The following is a 19643-nucleotide window of genomic DNA, read 5'->3' as shown; positions in this document are numbered from 1 at the left end:
TGGATGGATAGTTTGGGAGTGGATTCGTTCGTCGGAACATCGGGACGGGTTTTCCCCACCGAGATGAAAGCGGCACCGCTGTTGCGCCGTTGGCTCTCTTCGTTGAAAAAACGGGGGGTTCGTGTCCATTGTCGCCATTACTGGAAAGGGTTTGATCCTGATGGCTCTTTAGTATTTGAGTGCGCGGAGGGTGAAATAACCGTAAAAGCCGATGCGACGATTTTGGCTTTGGGTGGCGGAAGCTGGGCAAGTCTGGGTTCGGATGGAGCTTGGGTGAGTATTTTGGAGGACAATGGTGTACAGGTCAATCCTCTGCTACCGTCCAACTGCGGATTTAAAGCGACATGGTCTCCGTTTTTGCAACCCCATTTAGGGAAACCGTTAAAAAATATATCGGGTTGGGTGGGAAATCAGAAAGATCATATCAGCTCCTCTGAAGCCGTTTTAACCACCTACGGGATCGAGGGGGGATTGGTCTATGCTCTGTCGCGTCCACTACGAGAAGAGATCATGGCGCAAGGCTCGGCAACACTTTATTTAGACCTATTGCCCCATATCACCAAAGAGCAGTTAATAATCCGTCTCACCTCATCCGCTAAACACTCACGCGATAACACGTGGCGTAAAGCGGGGTTGGATGGGGTCAAAGGGGCACTTATCCGTGAGCTATTACCCAAGAGTCAATGGAATGATCCCCTCAGTGTTGCGGCATGGGTTAAACAATGTCCCATCACCCTCACCGGAATGCAACCCATCGATGAAGCGATTAGTACCGCAGGAGGGGTGATGCGTGAATCCATGAATGAAAATTTGATGCTTCACACCCTGCCGAATGTCTTTTGCGCAGGGGAAATGCTCGATTGGGATGCACCGACTGGGGGGTATCTATTAACCGCCTCGTTTGCAAGCGGAGTATTTGCGGCAAAAGGGGTTTTATGCACACATTAGAACAATTACGCTCAGGTAAACTCAAAGGGATCAAACGGCTAACGCTCAGTGAAAGCCTTACCTCGTTTCCCGAAGAGATCTTTGATCTCGCCGATTCTTTAGAGATTTTGGATTTGAGCAATAATTTTCTCTCCTCGCTCCCCGAAGATATAAGCAGACTGACAAATCTAAAGATCGCTTTCTTCTCCAACAACCGATTTACATCCGTCCCCTCGTTCAAAGGGTGTGAACACCTTTATATGGTAGGATTTAAAAGCAATCAGATCGAAATGTTTGAGGAAGAGGTTCTCCCCGACACCATCAGCTGGCTTATCCTGACCGATAACAGACTCACTACACTTCCAAAGTCTATCGGAAGACTCCGAAAACTGCAAAAATGCGCTCTGGCAGGAAACCGTCTCGAAACACTCCCTGATGAGATGGCAATGTGCCGAAATCTCGAACTCCTCCGCCTCTCCGCAAATAATCTCGAAGCAATCCCCGCATGGTTGTGGACGTTGCCGAAACTCTCTTGGCTTGCTTTTTCGGGAAATCCGTGCAGTCCCAAAGCACAATTTGAACTTCAAGAGATCGCGTATGAATCGTTAGAGGTGCGGGAGAAATTGGGTTCAGGAGCTTCGGGAGATATTTACAAAGCCTACTCAAAAGAGCACGAACAGCCCGTTGCTCTAAAAGTGTTCAAAGGTGCCATCACGAGCGACGGATACGCACACGATGAGATGAACGCCACCATGAGCACAGGCGAGCATCCGAACCTCATCAAAGTCCTCTCAAAATTAGCGGGGGATGAGCGTCTGGGGTTGGTGCTAGAATACATCCCCGATGTTTATCGTAATCTTGGGCTTCCTCCCGATTTTGAAACCTGTACACGCGATACGTTTGCCGAAGAGACCACCTTTACCCCTGAGAGCATCCTCGAAGTGGCTCGCGCAATCGCCTCTGCCGCCGCACACCTGCACGCACGAGGACTCATGCACGGCGACCTCTACGCCCACAATATCCTCATCAACGACGATGACCACTGCTATCTGGGAGATTTCGGCGCGGCAAGTTTTTATGAACCCCACCGCAAAGAGTTCGAGAGGATCGAAGTGCGGGCGTTCGGATGTCTGTTAGAAGATATGCTCTCGCTCTGCCCGATCAAAGAGGGAAATATCTATACTATATTAGAAGAACTAAGAGAAAAATGTATGAACGAAGCGGTGGAGAAAAGACCGCTATTTAGTGAGATAGGGTTGTAATAAATACCACCTCAAATTCGAGATAATTCAACGGATACGTCTCCATCAGTTTTTTAGTCTGTGAAAAATCAAGAACTCTTCGTCCTCCGCTTACACCACTGCGCTTGATATAGCGAAACATCTCCCGTACTGAATCAAACTCTAACGTAGTGTGAAGCACTTCAAAACGGGCATCCAAATGTTTCTCGGCGATAGTCATCACTTCATCAGAACTTCTGAGTAACGGAGTTACCCCCGCGCACTCGTGCAAAGTTTTAAACGTCCCTGCGGTGAAGATCGCCAATGACATCGGGGTGTTGAGCGAAGTGAGAGACTCTATAACGCGATCCAAATCCTCCGCCCACTGCAACGCCGAAGCGGAGTAAATACGGTCAAAGTGCTCGTCTTTCAATCTTTTAAATAGCTCTGGATCGTTGAAATCCCCCAAGATCAACTCGACATTTGCCAATAAAGGGTGATGTTCTAGCATAGAAGCGGAGAAATCGACACCGACGAAACGCTCAATTTCCCAATCGATCAACGAGAAGAGGGTTCCATTTCCACATCCCAAATCCAAAATACGGCGTGGATGAAGCTCTGTGGAGGCGATTAGTTTATCGGCGACGAGACGCTGGATGACATTACGACTACCGTACTCCGCCGCGTAGCGGGAAAACTCATGACACGCACTGCTCATCGGCGGTTAATGACCAATGCGATGATAAAGATAACCAAGAGGCACAAAACGATCGCCGCACCGCTCGGCAATGAAAAGAGATACGATGCACTCAGCCCGATCACGACCGAAACCAATGCAATCGCCATTGAGAGAAGAGTTGTCGGATAAAACCCCATCCCGAATCGGATCGCGGCGACGGGAGGGATTACCATCAATGCCCCGATCAAGAGGGTTCCGACCACCCGAATCGAGAGGGCGATAATGACGGCGATAACACTCACGAGCATGAAATTGAGGAGGGTAACACGAATCCCCCCCGCACGGGCGACATCTTCATCGAACGCGATAAAATAAAGCTCTTTGAAAAAGGCGATCAAGAGTCCCATTGCCAGTGAGCCGAAAATCCCCATCACCCACAAATCCTCCGTACTGACCGAGAGGATCGAGCCGAAAAGATAGCTAAAGAGCGAGGCGTTAAACGATCCCGCCAGCGAGACGATCACGATCGCAAGAGCGAGGGAGCCTGAGAGGAAAATAGCGAGCACCGAATCGGAATACATCCCGTGAACACTGCGCAAATACTCGATCAGCCATGAGGCGACCAAGGATGCCAACACTGCCATCCACAACGGACTCATCCCGAACAGTAATCCGACGGCAACACCGACGAGTGAGACGTGGGCTAATGTTTCACTGAGAAGGGAGTAGCGGCGAAGGACGATAAACGAACCACTGAGCGACGCAAGGATCGCAATCATCAACCCTGCGACAAAAGCGCGTTGCATAAACGGATACTGTAACATCTCTATCATTGCGCCATCCTAGTGGTTATGACACACGACGTGAGCCGGTGTGCCGTAGAGTCGGCTCATCTCGTCACATCGGATCATTTCGGCAGGATTTTGGGAGACCAATACGCTTTGATTGACAAACAAGACGCGGGTAATGTCCTCAGCAATCACCCCGACATCGTGAGTGATAAAGAGGATCGAGAGCTTTTTGGTACGGTTGAGGGTTCGGAGGAGTTCATAAAAACGGTGCTGTGATTCGACATCGACCCCCGTATTGGGTTCATCGACGATCAAAACGTCAGGGTTAGAGGCGAGAGCACGAGCGATCATCACCCGCTGACGCTGGCCGCCGGAGAGGTTTCCGATCAGGCGATCCGAAAGATCCGATACCCCCATCAGCTCCATCGCCTCCGCAATTGCGGCTTTGTCTTCGGCGGATTCAAATCCGAAAATCCCCCGTTTGGCGTAGCGTCCCATCCCTACCACTTCGCGCACGGTAGCAGGAAATGAGCCATCCACAAGGGCGGAGCGTTGAGGGACATAACCGATACGGTTCCAATCGCGAAACCGTTTTTGATCCGTTCCAAAGAGTTTGATTTCGCCTGAGGTCGGTTTTTCAAGCCCTAGCAAAAGACGGACAAGGGTTGTTTTCCCTCCGCCGTTGGGTCCGATAATCGCGCAATACTCTCCCGGCAAAATACGAAATGAGGAGTCCTTGAGAACCAAATTCCCCTGCCGCTCAAAGTTGAGGTTGCTCACTTCAAAAAGGCTAGGGAAAAACTTCAACGGCACTCCATCGCTTCTCGTAATTTTTTCAGGTTCTCTCGCATAATAGAGAGATAGGTTTGATGTGATTTTAACTCATCTTGGCTAATATTTTCCAGCGGTTGAAGAGGTACTGCCTTGGCACCCGTCTCGCGGGCAATCGTTTGGGAGACGTTATCATTGATCAACTCTTCGAAAAAGATCGTTTTCATCCCGTGTTCTTTTACCACTTCGACCATATGAGCTACGGTTTGTGCGCTCGGTTGTTCATCTGAAGAGAGTCCGATCACCGACACATTTTCGAGTTTATTGGCATGGGTGAGGTAGCCGAAAGCGTCGTGGTTGGAGATCAAGGTGCGATTTTTACATTTGCTCAAACCTGTAGCATAGTCTGATTTGAGTTTTTGAAGTTCAGCGATATAGGTAGCGGCATTTTTATGAAATTGTTCCGCTTTTGCGGGAGCTAACTTCGAAAACTCTGCATCCATCGTTTGAGTCATTTTGATCATATTATCAATATCAAGCCAGTAGTGAGGATCATACGCTCCATGTTGGTGTGCGTGTTCTTCATGATGATCGTGCTCATCTGCATGTTCGTCATTATCATGCTCATCCACGTCTTCCTCTTCACTTTTTTGCAACGCTACATGCTGACTCATATCGAGAATCTGTGTTGTTTTCGGGAGAGTATTCGTAAGGCTTTCCGCCCATGTCTCGAATCCTGCACCGTTATAAATAAAAAGTGCCCCACCTGAAATCTCTGCAACCTGAGTCGGGTTAGGGGAAAACATATGGGCATCACTTCCCAGTGGAATGATAGAGCGAACATCAATCGCATTCCCTGCAACTGCACGTGCTGCTTCTAACAATGAGAAAGTGCTGACAGAAACTATCGGTTCAACCTTTGTCTCATCTTGTTTTGGTTGAGGCTGAGAAGCAAAAAAAGTAAGCCCTACAATCACTGCTATAATGATACTTCCAAATACTAATAGCCGTTTTGTATCCATGGTTTTAGTTTCCTTAATAAAAATTCGGATACCATTCTAATGCAACTTGGTTGCAATAAACCTTAAATTTAAGAAGTATTATCAAAATGACCCTTGATGAAAAAATTACCCAAAATGGATTTCGCCTAACCGCCCCTCGAAAAAAGATCCTCTCAATTTTCGCACAGCAAAAACAGCCGATTAGTTTTGACGAATATACCGCCATCGATCCGGCAATCGACAAAAGTACATTTTACCGAACCATGCAAACATTTGAGCAGGCCAATATCATCAGCGGAATCGAATCGGATGAAGGAAAACGCTATTTTGAACTCTCAGAGAGTGTTCATCCCCATTTTATCTGTCAACACTGTCATGCGATTACCTGTCTCAACTCTCAACCGATTGTTTCACCGAAAGGGTACCAAATCGATTCCGTTATCTTTAAAGGAAAATGTCCTCAATGTTCCGAATAATTCTCCTTATATCCACATGGATAACCCTCAGTTGGGGGTGTTTAGCTTGTAGTTACGGCGATATTAAAATCCTCACCCATCTTTATCTCAATATCTCCGACAATACTCTCAAATCTATCGATGTCGAGTGGACGCTTGACCCAATGTTCTCCCAAATGGTACTGGGGGATTTTGATACCAACCGCAACGGAAAATTCGAAAATAACGAACGCTACGAAGTTTACAAAGCAATTGCGACCATGAAGAATATAGGATTTTTTATCCGCCCCACCCTCAATAATCGTAAAATATGGCTCAAAGAGCTTAAAAACTTTTCCGTACGTCAAGAGAAAGGGTTGGTTGTTTACCACTTTAACATCCTAACCAATGAACCGATCAAGCAATCGTTACATCTTCGCATCGAATATGATGCCAATGCCGCTTTTAATAATGGGATAATTTACCATCTGAACGATAAAAACGTCTATCTGCTTCCCGATAAATCGGCTCAACTAGCCACTAAACTCACCAAGCCTAAGATTTCCAAAGGTTCAGATTCTGTTTTGGATATCTCCGTGCGCCCCGTTACCTTCGCCCTAGCATCACCGCTTAGGGGAAATACTCAAAATACGCAGGCGAGTGGATTTAGTGAGAGTTTACGCACCATCACCGAAAAAATCCATGGTGCCCTCACCGAAGCACAAGAGCACCCTAGTTTTGCTAGTATCGGTGCAATATTACTCTTCTCACTCCTCTATGGAATTCTCCATGCAGCGGGTCCCGGACATGGGAAAACACTCGTTGCAAGCTATTTTAGTACCAACGAGCGAAGCTATTCACGCGGTATCGGCATCGCATTGCTCATCGCAACAACCCATGTTATGAGTGCCCTCACTATCACCATTATTTTATACGGATTTGTCCATACGATGTTTTCTCAAACCATTGCAGATGTATCACTCTACATGACGAAACTAAGCGGTCTCGTTATCTTAGCAATCGCCTTCTATCTCTTACGTCAAAAATGGCAATACTACCGTCCGAAACCCAAGATGATGAGCTTTAGCGTCTCAGCTCCCCATGTTAGCAGCTGTGGCTGTCATAGCTGTAAAACCACCTCCAATTCCACCGATTTGATGCTCATCCTCGGAGCGGGGATTGTCCCCTGCCCCGGAACGATTGTGGTGTTTTTGTTTGCCCTCTCTATGGGGATGTACACCCTCGGAATAGCGAGTGCTATCGTTATGAGTTTGGGTATGGGATTAACCATTGCTTTAACAGCCATACTAGGAACGGCGTTACGGAGGAAAAGTACTCAAAGAGGGACAAAAACACTTAAAATTATCGAGTTTGCAGGAGTGAGTGTCATGCTACTAGCTGGGTTCTTTTTACTCTTCGCCTAGTAAAGATAAAACACGATGTAATAGCCTATGAATGAAACAACGATGGCAAAGAAAAAAGCCCGTTTTTTCTTTTGGGAACATTTATTACACATGACAATACCTTGTTTAAAATTCAGTAAAAGGTGATTTTAACACAAATACTCTTCATAAGAGTCTTATCTACTCTATGGTATAATCGCGAACTTTTTTAACACCTTAAGGATAATTATGACTGGCATTTTGCTCATCGTACAAATCGTACTCGTGGTGATGATCGTCATCGCCGTACTCTTACAAAAAAGCTCTAGCATCGGCTTGGGCGCGTATAGCGGTTCAAACGAATCCGTTTTTGGGGCAAAAGGACCGGGAACTTTTTTGGCAAAAGTAACCTTTTTCCTCGGATTCGTTTTTGTTGTCAATACGATTGCGCTGGGATACTTTTATGCTCAACAAAAAAATGCTTCCGTCGTCGATTCTATGATCGAAAAAACTGACGTTACAGCACCAACTATCAATATCATAAACGATATCAATACTACTAAATAAGACGAAAGGGGATTTCATGTTAAATGAAGTGTATGAATTTTGTGAAGAAAAGATGCACGGGAGTGTTGAGCATATGCTCAGTAATTTCCGTACGCTCCGTACCGGAAAAGTAACAACAAAAATTCTTGATAATATCCGTGTTGAAAGTTACGGTTCTATGGTTCCTCTTGATCAAGCAGCCAGTGTTCTCGCGACTGATGCTACAACTATTACAATCTCTCCATGGGATAAGTCGATGTTGAATGTTATTGAAAAAGCGATCATGAAAGCCGATATCGGTGTCAATCCGAACAACAATGGAACCGATATCAAGCTTTTTTTCCCTGCGATGACCATCGATCAACGTCATGATACTGTCAAAAAAGCAAAAGGGATGGCTGAAGATGCCAAAGTGGGTGTCCGCAATGACCGCAAAAAAGCAAACGATAAAATAAAAGTGCTCGAAAAAGATAAATTAGTCACTCAAGATGATTCTAAAAGTGCGCAAGACAAAGTGCAAAAAATCACAGATAAATACATCGCGAAAATCGATGAATTGCTCAAAAATAAAGAGCAAGATATCTTAACGGTCTAATCATGGATATCAAAGCTATTTACATGAATGCCAATGCCATGCTTGAGGGGCATTTCAAACTCAGCTCAGGAAACCATTCGCAGTACTATCTCCAATCGGCAAAAGTACTCGAAGATCCTAAAACAGCAAAACTTCTTGCCGATGCGTTGGCGGTGAAAATCCAAGAAAATGCTCTTGAAATCGATACCGTTTGTGCTCCTGCACTTGGTGGTTTGATCGCCGGATTTGCTCTCGCTACAGCTCTCGACAAACGCTCTATTTTTGCTGAACGGGTAAACGGTGAGATGCAAATCCGTCGGGGATTTGAAATTACTGAAGGTGAAAAAGTTCTCATCTGCGAAGATATCATCACCACCGGCGGTTCCGCGATGGAAGCGGCGAAGGCTATCGAAGCCCTCGGTGGTATCGTCGTCGGTTTCGCGGCACTCGCCAATCGAGGGTTTTGTAAACGTGAGAGTTCAGTACTAGAGCGGAAAGTAAACTGTGCTCTTCCTAGCGATAAACCTCTATTTGCCCTCGCAGATTTCGATTTCGAGATGTACACACCAGACAACTGTCCGTTATGCGCCGATGGAAGTGAAGCAATCAAGCCCGGTTCGCGAGGGAATTAATGTCCATAAATCTTGAAAAGTTCAAAGTCGATATGGCGCACCTCCAAAAGGTTCAACGAACCCTTCGTAAAGCCGGAAATATCTTCCCGAATGAAAAAGCGTTGATCGAAACGCTCGAAGATTTGATCATTAAAGCGCAAGATGATACCTCACTTAACACTTATTATTCTATGGCACAATACCTCAAACAACGAGTTCGTGAACTCAAAAGCAATCTTTCCTCTCCAGTAGAAGAGATCGATACGGCGATCGAGGATTTGGACTGGTCGATCCGCTATCTCCAATGGCTCGTTACCGAACAAAAACCTTCTTAACCAAGATGGCAGGGACAAATCTCCCTACAACCCCCTGAAGCTACCCACATTTTTCAGATGCGAGAGATTATATATCACAATAAAGTGCTTCGCTGACCAAACGTGCCGCCACTTCTCTCTTTCCATCAATAGTAATGGAGATAGGAAGCCCTCGTAGTGCCCGTTTTTCTTCTAAACTCACCACTTTTACAACCAGTTTGACATTCGGCGCATAACGAATAATCGTTTCACAAATAAGTCGTTTCTTCTCTAAATTATCGAGTGTAATAATCACACTGACAGAATCTTTGGTGCAAAGTTTATCCAAAATAGCCGTTTTGGACATATCCCCAAAATAAACCTCTTGAGCATCTTTAAGTGCCTGTTCCACATGCTTATAACTGTTGTCTGCTACGACGTAATCTACCCCTTCTGCTTTAAGAGCTTTCACAACAAATTTTCCAACTACCCCATATCCGCAAACAATAATATGATTTTTTCGTCCCGGAAGCATCGCAAAAGTTTCAGTTATACTGATATCTTTAAAAAAGTATCCACTTATTTTTGCTAAATTTGCCAAAATAATCGGTGTAGCAATAATCGAAAGTACTACGATTAAAACTAACATTTGCGAAAGTTCATCTGGAATAAGCTTATGATTTCCCGCAAGAGCAAAAATAGCAAATGAAAATTCTCCTACTTGCGAGAGAGCTATCGCCGTTTTAAAAGCAATTTTGCCCTGCGAATGAATACGAACCACCAAAAAAATCACTATTATTTTAATGATCAGTACTGCGTGCAGGATCATAAAAATCTCAACTATATGATCAACAAAGAGAGCGAGATCAATCTTCATTCCAACTGTAACGAAAAAAATTCCCAATAACAAATCTTTGAACGGGGCGATATCAGCTTCTACTTTATTGTGATAACGGGTTTCAGCAATAATCATCCCTGCGACAAAAGCTCCCAAGGAATAGGTAAATCCAGCATATGAAGCAAGCAACGATGAAGCGACGACAATCACCAAAACTGATCCCATAAACAGTTCATCTACTTCACTTGTCGATGAAAAATGAAGTAGCCATGTCATCACTCGTTTACCGACAATAAACAAAAGCCCTACAATCACGATTGCACTGAGTACGGTTTGCATCAATACATTAGCAATGTTTTCACTGCCAGAGCTTAAAAATCCGATTAAAATCAAAATTGGAATTACGGCAATATCCTGAAAAATTAAAATACCGGTCGATTTTTGACCATAAGGACGAACAATCTCTTTGGTCGATTTAAGATAAGTCAACACAACTGCCGTGGACGAAAGCGACAGTGCCATCGAAATAATTAAAGCGGTTTCTAACGATATTCCGAATACTCCGTACGAAAAAGCAAAAAAGATCAGAGATGACAAAACAACCTGTAAAGTACCATTAAAAAATACATCGGTTTTCATCGTAGAAAGACGTTGCAAAGAAACTTCCAAACCTATCGTAAACATCAAAAAAACTACTCCGAATTCGGCAATCATCTCCAATGTATGAGAATCACTCATATGACGTAAATCAAAAGCATAAGCTACCGTTACTCCCGTAACAATATATCCGATAATCTGTGATATCCCTAAACGTTTTAAAATCAGATTTAAGACGATTGAAAGTCCTAATGCCATTGTCACATAATAAAGAGCAGATTCCATAAATTCCCAATTTTTAAAACGTTTTTATAAGTCTTCAAAGTATATAATACGTTCCTTAAGAAGAGTAATAAAATCATCTCTATTTTGGGTCAAACTACCCATTCAACCCCATTTTTGGATTCAGCTTGATAAGGATTAACGTATGACTAAGTATATTTTTGTGACCGGCGGCGTACTCAGCTCACTCGGCAAAGGGATCACAGCAGCCAGTATCGGTGCCCTCCTCAAACACTCCGGCAAACAGGTCGGAATGCTTAAAATCGATCCCTACATCAACGTCGATCCCGGAACCATGAGCCCATTGGAACACGGAGAAGTATTTGTCACTAAAGACGGTGCAGAAACCGACCTTGATATAGGAAACTATGAGCGCTTTCTCGATGCGTCATTTTTACGCACTAGCAACTTCACGACCGGACAAGTTTACAGCTCGGTTATCGAACGCGAACGCAGCGGCGGATATTTGGGTCAAACAATCCAAGTCGTCCCCCACATCGTCGGAGAGATCGTCGATCGTATTAAAAAAGCGGGTGAAGGGCACGAAATCCTCGTAGTCGAACTCGGCGGTACCGTCGGGGATATCGAAGGGTTGCCGTACATGGAAGCGATCCGAATGATGAAACACGATGACGAGGTAGAGGGGACATTTTTTATCCACGTCACCCTCATCCCGTTCATCAAAGCGGCCGGTGAGCATAAAAGTAAACCGACGCAACACTCGGTTCAAGAACTTCGTCGTATCGGTATCACGCCCCAAATGATTATCGCCCGAAGCGAAGAACCTCTTCCTAAAACATTTAAGAAAAAACTCGCCCTTGCCTGTGATGTCAGTAATGACAGCATTATCGAAGCACTTGATGCTCCGACAATCTATGCTGTTCCTCTCACTTTTTTACAACAAAATATTTTAACTCCAATCGCTAAAGAACTGAATCTCGGAGAGCTTAACCCTGACATGGAACAATGGGATTCACTGGTTAAAAAAATTGTTTCTCCAAAATACCGTATTACCTTAGGATTTGTGGGTAAATATTTGGAGCTCAAAGAGTCCTATAAATCACTTATCGAGGCACTTATTCATTCCGGTGCACATCTCGATACTCGTGTCCACATCAACTGGATTGATAGTGAAAAAATCGAAACAAGCGGTGCGGAAACACTGTTAGCCGATTGTGATTCGGTTCTTGTCGCCGGTGGTTTTGGAAATCGCGGCGTTGAGGGAAAGATTCAAGCCATCCGCTATGCACGTGAAAACCGTATCCCGTATTTGGGAATCTGTTTAGGGATGCAGCTCTCCATCGTCGAGTATGCCCGCAACGTGTTAGGCTACGCCGATGCCAATTCTATCGAGTTTAACCCGGCAACGACTCACCCGATGATCTATCTAATCGATAACTTTATCGACCAATCGGGTGAAACTCAACTGCGTACTCACCACTCACCGATGGGGGGAACGCTCCGTTTAGGCGAATACCCATGTGAAACAAAAGAGGGTTCAAGACTTCGTGCTGCATACCATAACGAAACACTTATCCATGAACGTCACCGTCACCGTTATGAAGCCAATCCAACCTATCGCGAAGCACTTGAAACTGCAGGAATGCTTGTTACCGGTGAATCACATGGCTTAATAGAAGCAGTTGAAATTCCAAGCCACCCATGGTTTTTAGGAGTACAGTTTCATCCGGAGTTTACCTCTAGGCTCCAAAGCCCTAATCCCTCGATTCTCGGATTTGTAAAGGCAACATTTGAGAATGCAAATCCTTCCTGAGGTTCCTCTTCTCGACCATCATACTTTGGGGAGTTTTTTAGCGCGCCGATTTGAAGCACAGAGTGAAAAACTCTCTGATATCCCCCATCCAAATCTTCTCAAAAATGCCCAAAAAGGCTCAGAGCGGTTAGCCCATGCTATCCGTAACCATGAGCGAATCGCGCTGGTTGGCGATTATGATGTAGACGGAGTCACCTCGACCGCTATCGTCAAACGTTTTTTCGATCTCATCCCCTATCCCCTCATCACGACGATACCAAACCGATTTACAGACGGATATGGCATCTCTAAAAACCTCCTCGAACACCTCGATGCAGATGTTATTTTTACCGTTGATAACGGGATCAACGCCATCGAAGCCGCAGAGGTGTGTAAGAGTAGAGGGATCGATCTGATCATCACAGATCACCATACACCAGGGGATATCCTTCCCGATGCCTATGCCATTATCAACCCTAAACAAAGTGACTGCTCCTATCCGTTCAAAGAGATTTGCGGTGCGCAAGTAGGATGGCTCCTGATGGGGTTACTTAAACAAGAGCTAAATCTCACCATCGATATGCGCCAATTCTTCCCTTTTTTGGCACTCGCGGTAATCGCCGATGTGATGCCACTGGTTGGGATCAATCGCGCCATTGTCAAAACTGGACTGGAAATGATGAGTCGCTCCGTGCTATCACCGTTTGTGATGATTCGCGATTTTCTAAACCGATCCGCTATCTCGGCAGAAGACATCGCCTTTCAAATCGCCCCCCGCATCAACTCCGCAGGACGCCTCGAAGATGCCTCTATCGCCCTCGATTTTCTCCTCGCGGATACGACCGAGAAGGCATATCATCAGTTCGAACTCCTCACTGCCTTCAATACATTACGCAAAGAGACCGAAGCGCAAAACACCGCCGAAGCGATGCTACAGGTCAACCCTAACGACACGATCATCGTCGTCGCAGGTGAGCACTGGAATGAGGGAGTCGTGGGGATCGTCGCTTCACGTTTAGTCAGCCATTTTCAAAAACCCGCCATTGTTTTGAGCATCCATAACGGTATTGCCAAGGGGAGCGGACGAAGTATCGGCAACGTCGATCTCTACAGCCTCATCAAATCGCAAGAGGCTCATCTGCAAAAATTCGGCGGTCATAAAATGGCGGCAGGGTTATCGATGAGCAGTGATGCGATCAACACTTTTCGTGACGGAATAAACGAAGTGGCAAAAAAGGTTAATCCTGCGGACTTTATCCCCCATAATGAGATTGTAGGGGAGCTGGAATACGACATGATCAACTTTCAGCTTCTAGAGTTATTGGAACAGTTTGAGCCTTACGGCGAAGGAAATCCCCGTCCGAGGTTTCTAATCCGAGAAGCCGATGTGCTAACAGTCAAACTCTTCGGCAGTGATCAGTCTCATAGCCGTATCGAGCTACGCCCCTCACGTGTAAGCCAAAAGACATTGGAACTCATCGCATTTCGACGCATCCTCGAATGTCCCGAAAGCAAAAAAATGTCGTGCAGTTATACGGTCAACAAAAATGAATGGAACGGGCGCGTCTCCCTGCAACTGATGGTGGAGAGGATTTTTTGATTTATCGTACCCTTTTAATGGCACTTTTATTCATCGGATGCAGTACCCCTCTAGATACCCTACCTTATCCACTTACACTGAGTGAAAAGGGGCTGGGTGCAATCCACCCAAATACTCCTTTTGATAAAATTCCTAGTATTATGATCGGTTTTAAATGTGAAAAGTTAAATATAGTCTCTTCTAATACTACTGAAATTATCTATTTGATTCAGAAAGGGTCACAACCGATTGCACAAATTGTCTCAAATCCATCTGGAAATAAAATCACTCAAATTCATGTTCTTTCACCACAGATTAAAGATAGCTACAATCAGTCAATAGGAGATCTCCTATCGTACCAAGGAGCCCTTTGCAAAAAGAATAGTTGCCATTATCCTGCTGCTCCTTCAGTAATATACAAAATCGATCCAAAGACACAAACCATTCGCGAAATAACCTTTCAAAAGCTATAATACGGCATGAACACTTTTTTTATTGAATTTCGCGATCCCCTTTTTGGTGTTGTCGTTTTTTTTATCCTCCTCTTCATCCTCTCATTTTTGAGTTATTGGTGGGGGCGGTACAAAACATCGCGTGAACATCGTGATCTCGAATCCTTTTTAGGAAAATTTGAATCGTTAGAAAAAGGGGAAAAACTCTCCGAACAAGTTCAAAGCAACTCGCTGACCTCTGAATCATGGCTTTTGTTAGCACAAAGCTTTGAACATCAAGGGAATTATGAAAAGAGTGTTGAGATTTATCATGCCCTCCTCTCGAAAAATCGAGACCCCCTTTTCCAAAAAGATGCTTTGTTACTGCTGGGGAAAAGCTTTTTCAAGGCAGGCTTTTTAGAACGCTCACGCCAAAGCTTTCTCCAAATTTTAAGCAATGCACCTAGAACACCTCAAGCACTCCATTTTTTAGTTCTCATTTACGAACAATTGCAGCAATACGATAAGGCATTAGAGGTGATGGAGTCCCTCCAAGAGCTCTCACCCGAAACGATCGATGAAAAACTCTATCTGGAATGCCGACTTCTCATCACTGATCACCGTATCAGCCTCGATGAAAAAGCTCACAAACTGATCGAATTTTACGAAACGCATCGACGTCTTGGGTACATGATTTTCGAGTGGCTTTTTACCTACCGTCCAATTTTGGCGTGGAGCCATTTCGATCAATCGCTGAGTGAACGTCTCAGCGACGTACTGTGGCGTATAGCAGATGAAAATCTCGATTTGGATATAATTGCAAGCAACACCTATCTGCGCGAACTTTTCAGTGCGAGAGGGTCGTTGGAGCTATCCGAGGGGAGCTCAATATTTGAACTCGATCTCCTCATCGCCCTCCGACGCTGCGGCACCAATAAAGCTACGTTGCAGTTTGAATACACGTGTGATGAGTGTAATACGATCTCGTTCTTACCGTTTCACCGCTGTCCTCACTGCCATGCGATTGACAGCGTTCAGGGTATTATGAATCTCTCAAAGGAACGGTTTGAAGAAAATAACTCTCTTCAGTGACGGCTCGGCACTCGGTAACCCCGGGCCCGGAGGATACGGAGCGATTCTCCGCTACGGTGACAAAGAGCGGATCATCAGCGGCGGGGAAGCGCACACGACGAATAACCGCATGGAATTGCTGGGGGTTATCGAGGGATTACGTGCCCTTAAAGAGCCCTGCGATGTCACTATCATCTCCGATTCTTCGTATGTGATTCGAGGGATTAACGAATGGCTGGAGGGGTGGGTTAAACGTAACTTTGCCAAAGTGAAAAACCCTGATCTTTGGCACGAGTACATCAGTGTATCCGCAGGTCATCGGGTCAACGGAGTCTGGGTACGGGGACATAACGGCCATCCTGAGAACGAACGGTGTGATGTCATCGCCAAAGAAGCGGCGGAAAAATTTAAAAAAGGATTGAATAACTAATGGATAACTTAACCACCCTACAAGAACGCTTAGGGTACACCTTCCAAAAGAAAGAGCTCCTTATTGAAGCGCTGACGCATAAAAGCTATAAACAGCCCTACAATAATGAGCGCTTGGAGTTTTTGGGAGATGCGGTACTCGATCTTATCGTCGGAGAATACCTCTATAGTAAATTTCGCGGATACGATGAGGGGAAACTTTCAAAAATGCGCGCATCCCTCGTCAACGAAGATGGGTTCACCGCGCTTGCCCTCCATTTGGGTCTTGGGGAATATATTTACCTCTCCAATGCTGAAGAGAACAACAGCGGTCGCACCAAAAGCTCTTTGCTAGCAAATGCCTTTGAAGCACTCATGGGGGCAATGTATCTCGAAACCGGTTTGGGTAAAGTAGAAGAGATCACTATCAAACTTCTCGAACTGGTGCACCCTGATATCTCTCTGGATTCACTTTTCAAAGACTACAAAACCTCCCTCCAAGAGCTGACACAAGCCCACTATGGAACAACACCCGAGTACCAGCTCATCGCCGCTCACGGCCCTGATCATAAAAAAGAGTTTGAAGTGGCTGTCATCATCGACGGAAAACGGTACGCTTCGGCGTGTGGAAAAAGCAAAAAACACGCTCAGCAAGAAGCGGCACAAATCGCGCTGGAGATGTTAAGCAAGGAGCTCAAATAATGTCAATTTGTCAAAATAATGTCAATTTGTCATATTTCACTGCTCTTAGATATACTTTTTGTTACAATAAGTTCAAAATTAATAACATAGAGTTTGTATAAAATGACGGCAGTATTAAATCCAACGCCTACATTGTTAGATGTATTTCACAATCAATATTATCCACATGTACAAGTGGCTTGTGAAGATTGGCGTTCTATCCCTTTTCAATATCCTCACTCTTGTATACGAATTGGAACACTTTTTAGTGGAATTGGGGCAATCGAACAAGCTTTTAAACGCTTAAATCTAAATCATTCTATTGTATTTGCTGGAGATATCGATCAACATGTTAAAAAAAGTTATTTTGCAAATTATGGAGTTAATGAAGCTACATGGCATAATGATATAACTTGTTTCGATGCAACAGAGCATAAAAACGATGTCGATTTAGTTGTTGGTGGAAGCCCTTGCCAAGCATTCTCTATGGTGGGAAAACGTTTAGGGCTTGAAGATACACGAGGTACACTTTTTTACGATTTTGCACGAATCATTTCCGAAACAGAGCCTAAAGTATTTATTTATGAAAATGTCAAAGGCTTACTTAATCATGATGCTGGAAACACGTGGAGAGTAGTTCAAGATGTCTTTAATCAGTTAGGCTATAAACTACATTCTAAAGTTCTAAATAGTAAAGATTATGGAATTCCCCAACACAGAGAACGTATTATAGTTGTTGGTTTTAAGGATCATTCCGTCAATTTTGAGTTTCCTAAACCCATTCCGCTTGAACATTCCATGCAAGATTTTTTAGAAGACTTCACCGATTCTAAATACTACTTAGGCGAAAAAGGGATTAAGTTCGTCACTAGTACAAAAAATAGACGAAAGCGATATACACAAATCAATGGAGATATTGCACTGTGTCAAAAAGCGAATCAACAGTTTAACTGGCACGGCGATTTTGTTTTTGAACACGAAGATGAAATAGAATTTGATACTTTTGTTTTTGACATTAATGAAGTAGAAGAAAAATACTACTTATCTGAAAAAGTACGAAACTATGTTTTAGCAGGTGGAACCAAAAATTTTAAAACAAGCACAAAAACTGACCTTGAGATTGCACGCCCACTGCTTCAAACTATGCATAAAATGCATCGTGCAGGGGTCGATAATTATGTCACCCACAAAGGGCGCATCCGTAAACTAACCCCGCGAGAGTGCTTACGGCTAATGGGGTTTAGAGATGATTTTGACATTGCTGTCAGTGATACACAAATGTACCGTCAGGCTGGTAACAGTATCGTTGTAGATGTTTTGATAGCTTTATTGAAGCAAATGGATATAAGCAAATTTGGGAGATGATTGTTGACGACCACAATTTTAAATCATAGCTACTTCATATTAGATGCTAAAGAGAAAATAACTATTGCTGATTCATTCGTTCATAGAAGCAATAAAATAGGCACTGGAAATGGGGAAGCGAAATTTTATCTAGGGAATGACAATACTGAACTTCATAGCTTTTTTGGTGAACGTGGTTTTCATATTCGTGGCTTTTTACTGAAAAAAGACCTTTTACGCTACCTAGAAGATGTAAAAAATGAGTATCTATTCCCTGAACAAGAATATATTAACAAAACCAAATTACCCGAACTTTGGGAAAAACGTAGAAAGAAAGTTAGCGAGCTAGAAGATATTATTTGGTTTACACTTGAAGATCAAATACAGATTCAAGGCTCACGCGTTTATGTTAAATCCTCGGACACTGCATACGATCTTATTCGTGAACTATCTTTACCTAATATAACCTATATCGCATCGCTAAAACTGTTGTCTGAAACGGATGAAACGTTCTACTACTTTCGGTTGTTCGTAGATTATTTTGATGAGAATCATCATTCAATCGAAATCCAGTGCCAAGAAGAAGCCATTGAAGCTGAAGACTTACCACTAGAACAAAAAAAACAATTGGTTAGCGCACGAAGTGGGCAAGGTAAATATCGTAAAGCTCTTCTTGAAGAGTGTCCATTCTGCCCCATAACTATTGTTGCAGATGATAGATTATTGATTGCAAGTCATATCAAACCATGGGTTGCATCTAATGATAAAGAGAAAGTCGATCCGAAAAATGGGTTTATGCTTACGCCGACATATGACTTTCTATTTGATCGAGGTTTTATCACTTTTACTGATGACAAAAAAATGAATGTATCACCTTGGCTTTCAAAAATGACATGCAGTCGTTTAAATTTAGTTCCAGATAAAAAATACGATATGCTTCCTGTTGAAGGTCGTACAGATTATTTAGCCTATCATCGAGAAAATATTTTCAAAAAATAAACTATACAGGATAACAAAATGAATCAGTTCGGTGAACGTTTCACAATGACCACTTTCGGTGAGTCGCACGGCAAAGCGATCGGGTGTGTACTTGATGGTGTCCCTGCGGGGCTGGCAATCGACGAAGCTTTTATCCAAAGCGAACTTGATCGTCGTAAGCCGGGCCAAAACGAGTTTGCCACCGCCCGTAAAGAGGAGGACAAAGTCGAAATCCTCAGCGGTATTTTCGAGGGGCTTAGTACCGGAGCACCGATCACTTTGGTCATCTACAACACCGACCAAAAAAGCGGCGATTACAGCAATGTCAAAGATATCTTTCGTCCGGGACACGCTGATTTTACCTATTTTCACAAATACGGTCTCCGCGACTATCGCGGCGGCGGACGCTCAAGCGCGCGGGAAACAGCGGCACGCGTTGCAGGGGGTGCAGT

Annotated in this window: 22 protein-coding genes; 17 read left to right on the top strand and 5 right to left on the bottom strand. The window is 44.2% G+C overall.

Annotated features, from left to right (window positions below; translation table 11 throughout):
* Window positions 1-948: TIGR03862 family flavoprotein (locus tag WA010_RS06125; RefSeq protein ID WP_422556260.1), on the top strand; the 948-nt coding region annotated here is incomplete at its 5' end.
* On the top strand, window positions 936-2189 hold the full coding sequence (locus WA010_RS06120) for a leucine-rich repeat-containing protein kinase family protein (protein ID WP_422556259.1): 1254 nt from the start codon (window positions 936-938) through the stop codon (window positions 2187-2189). The genes WA010_RS06125 and WA010_RS06120, both read left to right, overlap by 13 nt.
* Here WA010_RS06120 and WA010_RS06115 read toward each other — a convergent pair.
* The 4 genes from WA010_RS06115 to WA010_RS06100 are packed head-to-tail and all read right to left on the bottom strand — an operon-like array spanning window position 2170 to window position 5410.
* Entirely contained in the window at window positions 2170-2865 is a 696-nt protein-coding gene (locus tag WA010_RS06115) for a methyltransferase domain-containing protein (RefSeq protein ID WP_422556258.1), read from the bottom strand. The genes WA010_RS06120 and WA010_RS06115 overlap by 20 nt on opposite strands.
* The gene (locus tag WA010_RS06110; protein WP_422556257.1) at window positions 2862-3659 is read right to left on the bottom strand and encodes a metal ABC transporter permease; all 798 of its coding nucleotides are present in this window, start codon (window positions 3657-3659) and stop codon (window positions 2862-2864) included. Before WA010_RS06110 ends, WA010_RS06115 begins: the two co-directional genes overlap by 4 nt.
* 9 nt (window positions 3660-3668) lie before the next feature.
* A complete protein-coding gene (locus WA010_RS06105) occupies window positions 3669-4430 on the bottom strand; it encodes a metal ABC transporter ATP-binding protein (RefSeq protein WP_422556256.1) in 762 nt (253 codons plus the stop codon).
* On the bottom strand, window positions 4421-5410 hold the full coding sequence (locus WA010_RS06100; protein WP_422556255.1) for a metal ABC transporter substrate-binding protein: 990 nt from the start codon (window positions 5408-5410) through the stop codon (window positions 4421-4423). Before WA010_RS06100 ends, WA010_RS06105 begins: the two co-directional genes overlap by 10 nt.
* An 86-nt stretch (window positions 5411-5496) precedes the next feature.
* Between WA010_RS06100 and WA010_RS06095 the strand changes: the two genes are divergently transcribed.
* From WA010_RS06095 to WA010_RS06070, 6 genes are all read left to right on the top strand, one after another.
* Window positions 5497-5865: a Fur family transcriptional regulator gene (locus tag WA010_RS06095; protein WP_422556254.1), complete on the top strand. Its 369-nt coding sequence runs from the start codon at window positions 5497-5499 to the stop codon at window positions 5863-5865.
* Entirely contained in the window at window positions 5853-7247 is a 1395-nt protein-coding gene (locus tag WA010_RS06090; RefSeq protein WP_422556253.1) for a DUF1007 family protein, read from the top strand. Before WA010_RS06095 ends, WA010_RS06090 begins: the two co-directional genes overlap by 13 nt.
* 207 nt (window positions 7248-7454) lie before the next feature.
* Window positions 7455-7772: a preprotein translocase subunit SecG gene (gene secG, locus WA010_RS06085; RefSeq protein ID WP_422556252.1), complete on the top strand. Its 318-nt coding sequence runs from the start codon at window positions 7455-7457 to the stop codon at window positions 7770-7772.
* Between the two features lie 16 nt (window positions 7773-7788).
* On the top strand, window positions 7789-8346 hold the full coding sequence (frr, locus tag WA010_RS06080; protein WP_422556251.1) for a ribosome recycling factor: 558 nt from the start codon (window positions 7789-7791) through the stop codon (window positions 8344-8346).
* Between the two features lie 2 nt (window positions 8347-8348).
* Window positions 8349-8957 carry an orotate phosphoribosyltransferase gene (pyrE, locus tag WA010_RS06075; RefSeq protein WP_422556250.1) on the top strand — a complete coding sequence of 203 codons (609 nt, stop codon included), beginning with the start codon at window positions 8349-8351 and terminating at the stop codon, window positions 8955-8957.
* Entirely contained in the window at window positions 8957-9271 is a 315-nt protein-coding gene (locus WA010_RS06070) for a hypothetical protein (protein WP_422556249.1), read from the top strand. Before pyrE ends, WA010_RS06070 begins: the two co-directional genes overlap by 1 nt.
* Before the next feature lie 67 nt (window positions 9272-9338).
* On the opposite strand, the gene WA010_RS06065 is transcribed toward WA010_RS06070, so the two are convergent.
* Window positions 9339-10949 carry a cation:proton antiporter gene (locus WA010_RS06065; protein WP_422556248.1) on the bottom strand — a complete coding sequence of 537 codons (1611 nt, stop codon included), beginning with the start codon at window positions 10947-10949 and terminating at the stop codon, window positions 9339-9341.
* 142 nt (window positions 10950-11091) lie between these two features.
* Between WA010_RS06065 and WA010_RS06060 the strand changes: the two genes are divergently transcribed.
* The 9 genes from WA010_RS06060 to WA010_RS06020 form a co-directional block, all read left to right on the top strand.
* Window positions 11092-12720 (top strand): CTP synthase, encoded by a 1629-nt coding sequence (locus tag WA010_RS06060; RefSeq protein WP_422556247.1) that lies wholly within the window; start codon window positions 11092-11094, stop codon window positions 12718-12720.
* Window positions 12704-14299: a single-stranded-DNA-specific exonuclease RecJ gene (gene recJ, locus WA010_RS06055; protein ID WP_422556246.1), complete on the top strand. Its 1596-nt coding sequence runs from the start codon at window positions 12704-12706 to the stop codon at window positions 14297-14299. Before WA010_RS06060 ends, recJ begins: the two co-directional genes overlap by 17 nt.
* The gene (locus tag WA010_RS06050) at window positions 14251-14751 is read left to right on the top strand and encodes a hypothetical protein (protein WP_422556245.1); all 501 of its coding nucleotides are present in this window, start codon (window positions 14251-14253) and stop codon (window positions 14749-14751) included. Before recJ ends, WA010_RS06050 begins: the two co-directional genes overlap by 49 nt.
* Window positions 14752-14757: 6 nt before the next feature.
* Window positions 14758-15801: a tetratricopeptide repeat protein gene (locus WA010_RS06045; RefSeq protein ID WP_422556244.1), complete on the top strand. Its 1044-nt coding sequence runs from the start codon at window positions 14758-14760 to the stop codon at window positions 15799-15801.
* A complete protein-coding gene (gene rnhA, locus WA010_RS06040) occupies window positions 15776-16210 on the top strand; it encodes a ribonuclease HI (RefSeq protein ID WP_422556243.1) in 435 nt (144 codons plus the stop codon). Before WA010_RS06045 ends, rnhA begins: the two co-directional genes overlap by 26 nt.
* A complete protein-coding gene (gene rnc, locus WA010_RS06035) occupies window positions 16210-16890 on the top strand; it encodes a ribonuclease III (RefSeq protein WP_299991857.1) in 681 nt (226 codons plus the stop codon). The genes rnhA and rnc overlap by 1 nt, the downstream gene beginning before the upstream one ends.
* Window positions 16891-16992: 102 nt before the next feature.
* Entirely contained in the window at window positions 16993-18234 is a 1242-nt protein-coding gene (gene dcm, locus WA010_RS06030; RefSeq protein WP_422556242.1) for a DNA (cytosine-5-)-methyltransferase, read from the top strand.
* 3 nt (window positions 18235-18237) lie between these two features.
* Window positions 18238-19212, top strand: coding sequence for an HNH endonuclease (locus tag WA010_RS06025; protein ID WP_422556241.1), 975 nt, complete (start codon window positions 18238-18240; stop codon window positions 19210-19212).
* Between the two features lie 18 nt (window positions 19213-19230).
* A partial coding sequence (locus WA010_RS06020) for a chorismate synthase (RefSeq protein WP_422556240.1) occupies window positions 19231-19643 on the top strand: 413 nt, incomplete at its 3' end.

Source organism: Sulfuricurvum sp. (genome assembly GCF_049305995.1).
Taxonomy (GTDB): Bacteria; Campylobacterota; Campylobacteria; order Campylobacterales; family Sulfurimonadaceae; genus Sulfuricurvum.
Note: the sequence above shows the minus strand (reverse complement) of the source record. Positions and strands in the feature narration are given on the sequence as shown.

Bases quoted from the DNA above. Each gene is read 5' to 3' on its own strand.
- WA010_RS06065 (WP_422556248.1), bottom strand. From the start codon at position 10,949: ATGGAATCTGCTCTTTATTATGTGACAATGGCATTAGGACTTTCAATC.
- frr (WP_422556251.1), top strand. From the start codon at position 7,789: ATGTTAAATGAAGTGTATGAATTTTGTGAAGAAAAGATGCACGGGAGT.
- secG (WP_422556252.1), top strand. From the start codon at position 7,455: ATGACTGGCATTTTGCTCATCGTACAAATCGTACTCGTGGTGATGATC.
- dcm (WP_422556242.1), top strand. From the start codon at position 16,993: ATGACGGCAGTATTAAATCCAACGCCTACATTGTTAGATGTATTTCAC.
- recJ (WP_422556246.1), top strand. From the start codon at position 12,704: ATGCAAATCCTTCCTGAGGTTCCTCTTCTCGACCATCATACTTTGGGG.
- WA010_RS06090 (WP_422556253.1), top strand. From the start codon at position 5,853: ATGTTCCGAATAATTCTCCTTATATCCACATGGATAACCCTCAGTTGG.
- WA010_RS06070 (WP_422556249.1), top strand. From the start codon at position 8,957: ATGTCCATAAATCTTGAAAAGTTCAAAGTCGATATGGCGCACCTCCAA.
- WA010_RS06100 (WP_422556255.1), bottom strand. From the start codon at position 5,410: ATGGATACAAAACGGCTATTAGTATTTGGAAGTATCATTATAGCAGTG.
- WA010_RS06095 (WP_422556254.1), top strand. From the start codon at position 5,497: ATGACCCTTGATGAAAAAATTACCCAAAATGGATTTCGCCTAACCGCC.
- rnc (WP_299991857.1), top strand. From the start codon at position 16,210: ATGGATAACTTAACCACCCTACAAGAACGCTTAGGGTACACCTTCCAA.
- WA010_RS06060 (WP_422556247.1), top strand. From the start codon at position 11,092: ATGACTAAGTATATTTTTGTGACCGGCGGCGTACTCAGCTCACTCGGC.
- WA010_RS06120 (WP_422556259.1), top strand. From the start codon at position 936: ATGCACACATTAGAACAATTACGCTCAGGTAAACTCAAAGGGATCAAA.
- WA010_RS06050 (WP_422556245.1), top strand. From the start codon at position 14,251: ATGGAACGGGCGCGTCTCCCTGCAACTGATGGTGGAGAGGATTTTTTG.
- WA010_RS06115 (WP_422556258.1), bottom strand. From the start codon at position 2,865: ATGAGCAGTGCGTGTCATGAGTTTTCCCGCTACGCGGCGGAGTACGGT.
- pyrE (WP_422556250.1), top strand. From the start codon at position 8,349: ATGGATATCAAAGCTATTTACATGAATGCCAATGCCATGCTTGAGGGG.
- WA010_RS06045 (WP_422556244.1), top strand. From the start codon at position 14,758: ATGAACACTTTTTTTATTGAATTTCGCGATCCCCTTTTTGGTGTTGTC.
- WA010_RS06110 (WP_422556257.1), bottom strand. From the start codon at position 3,659: ATGATAGAGATGTTACAGTATCCGTTTATGCAACGCGCTTTTGTCGCA.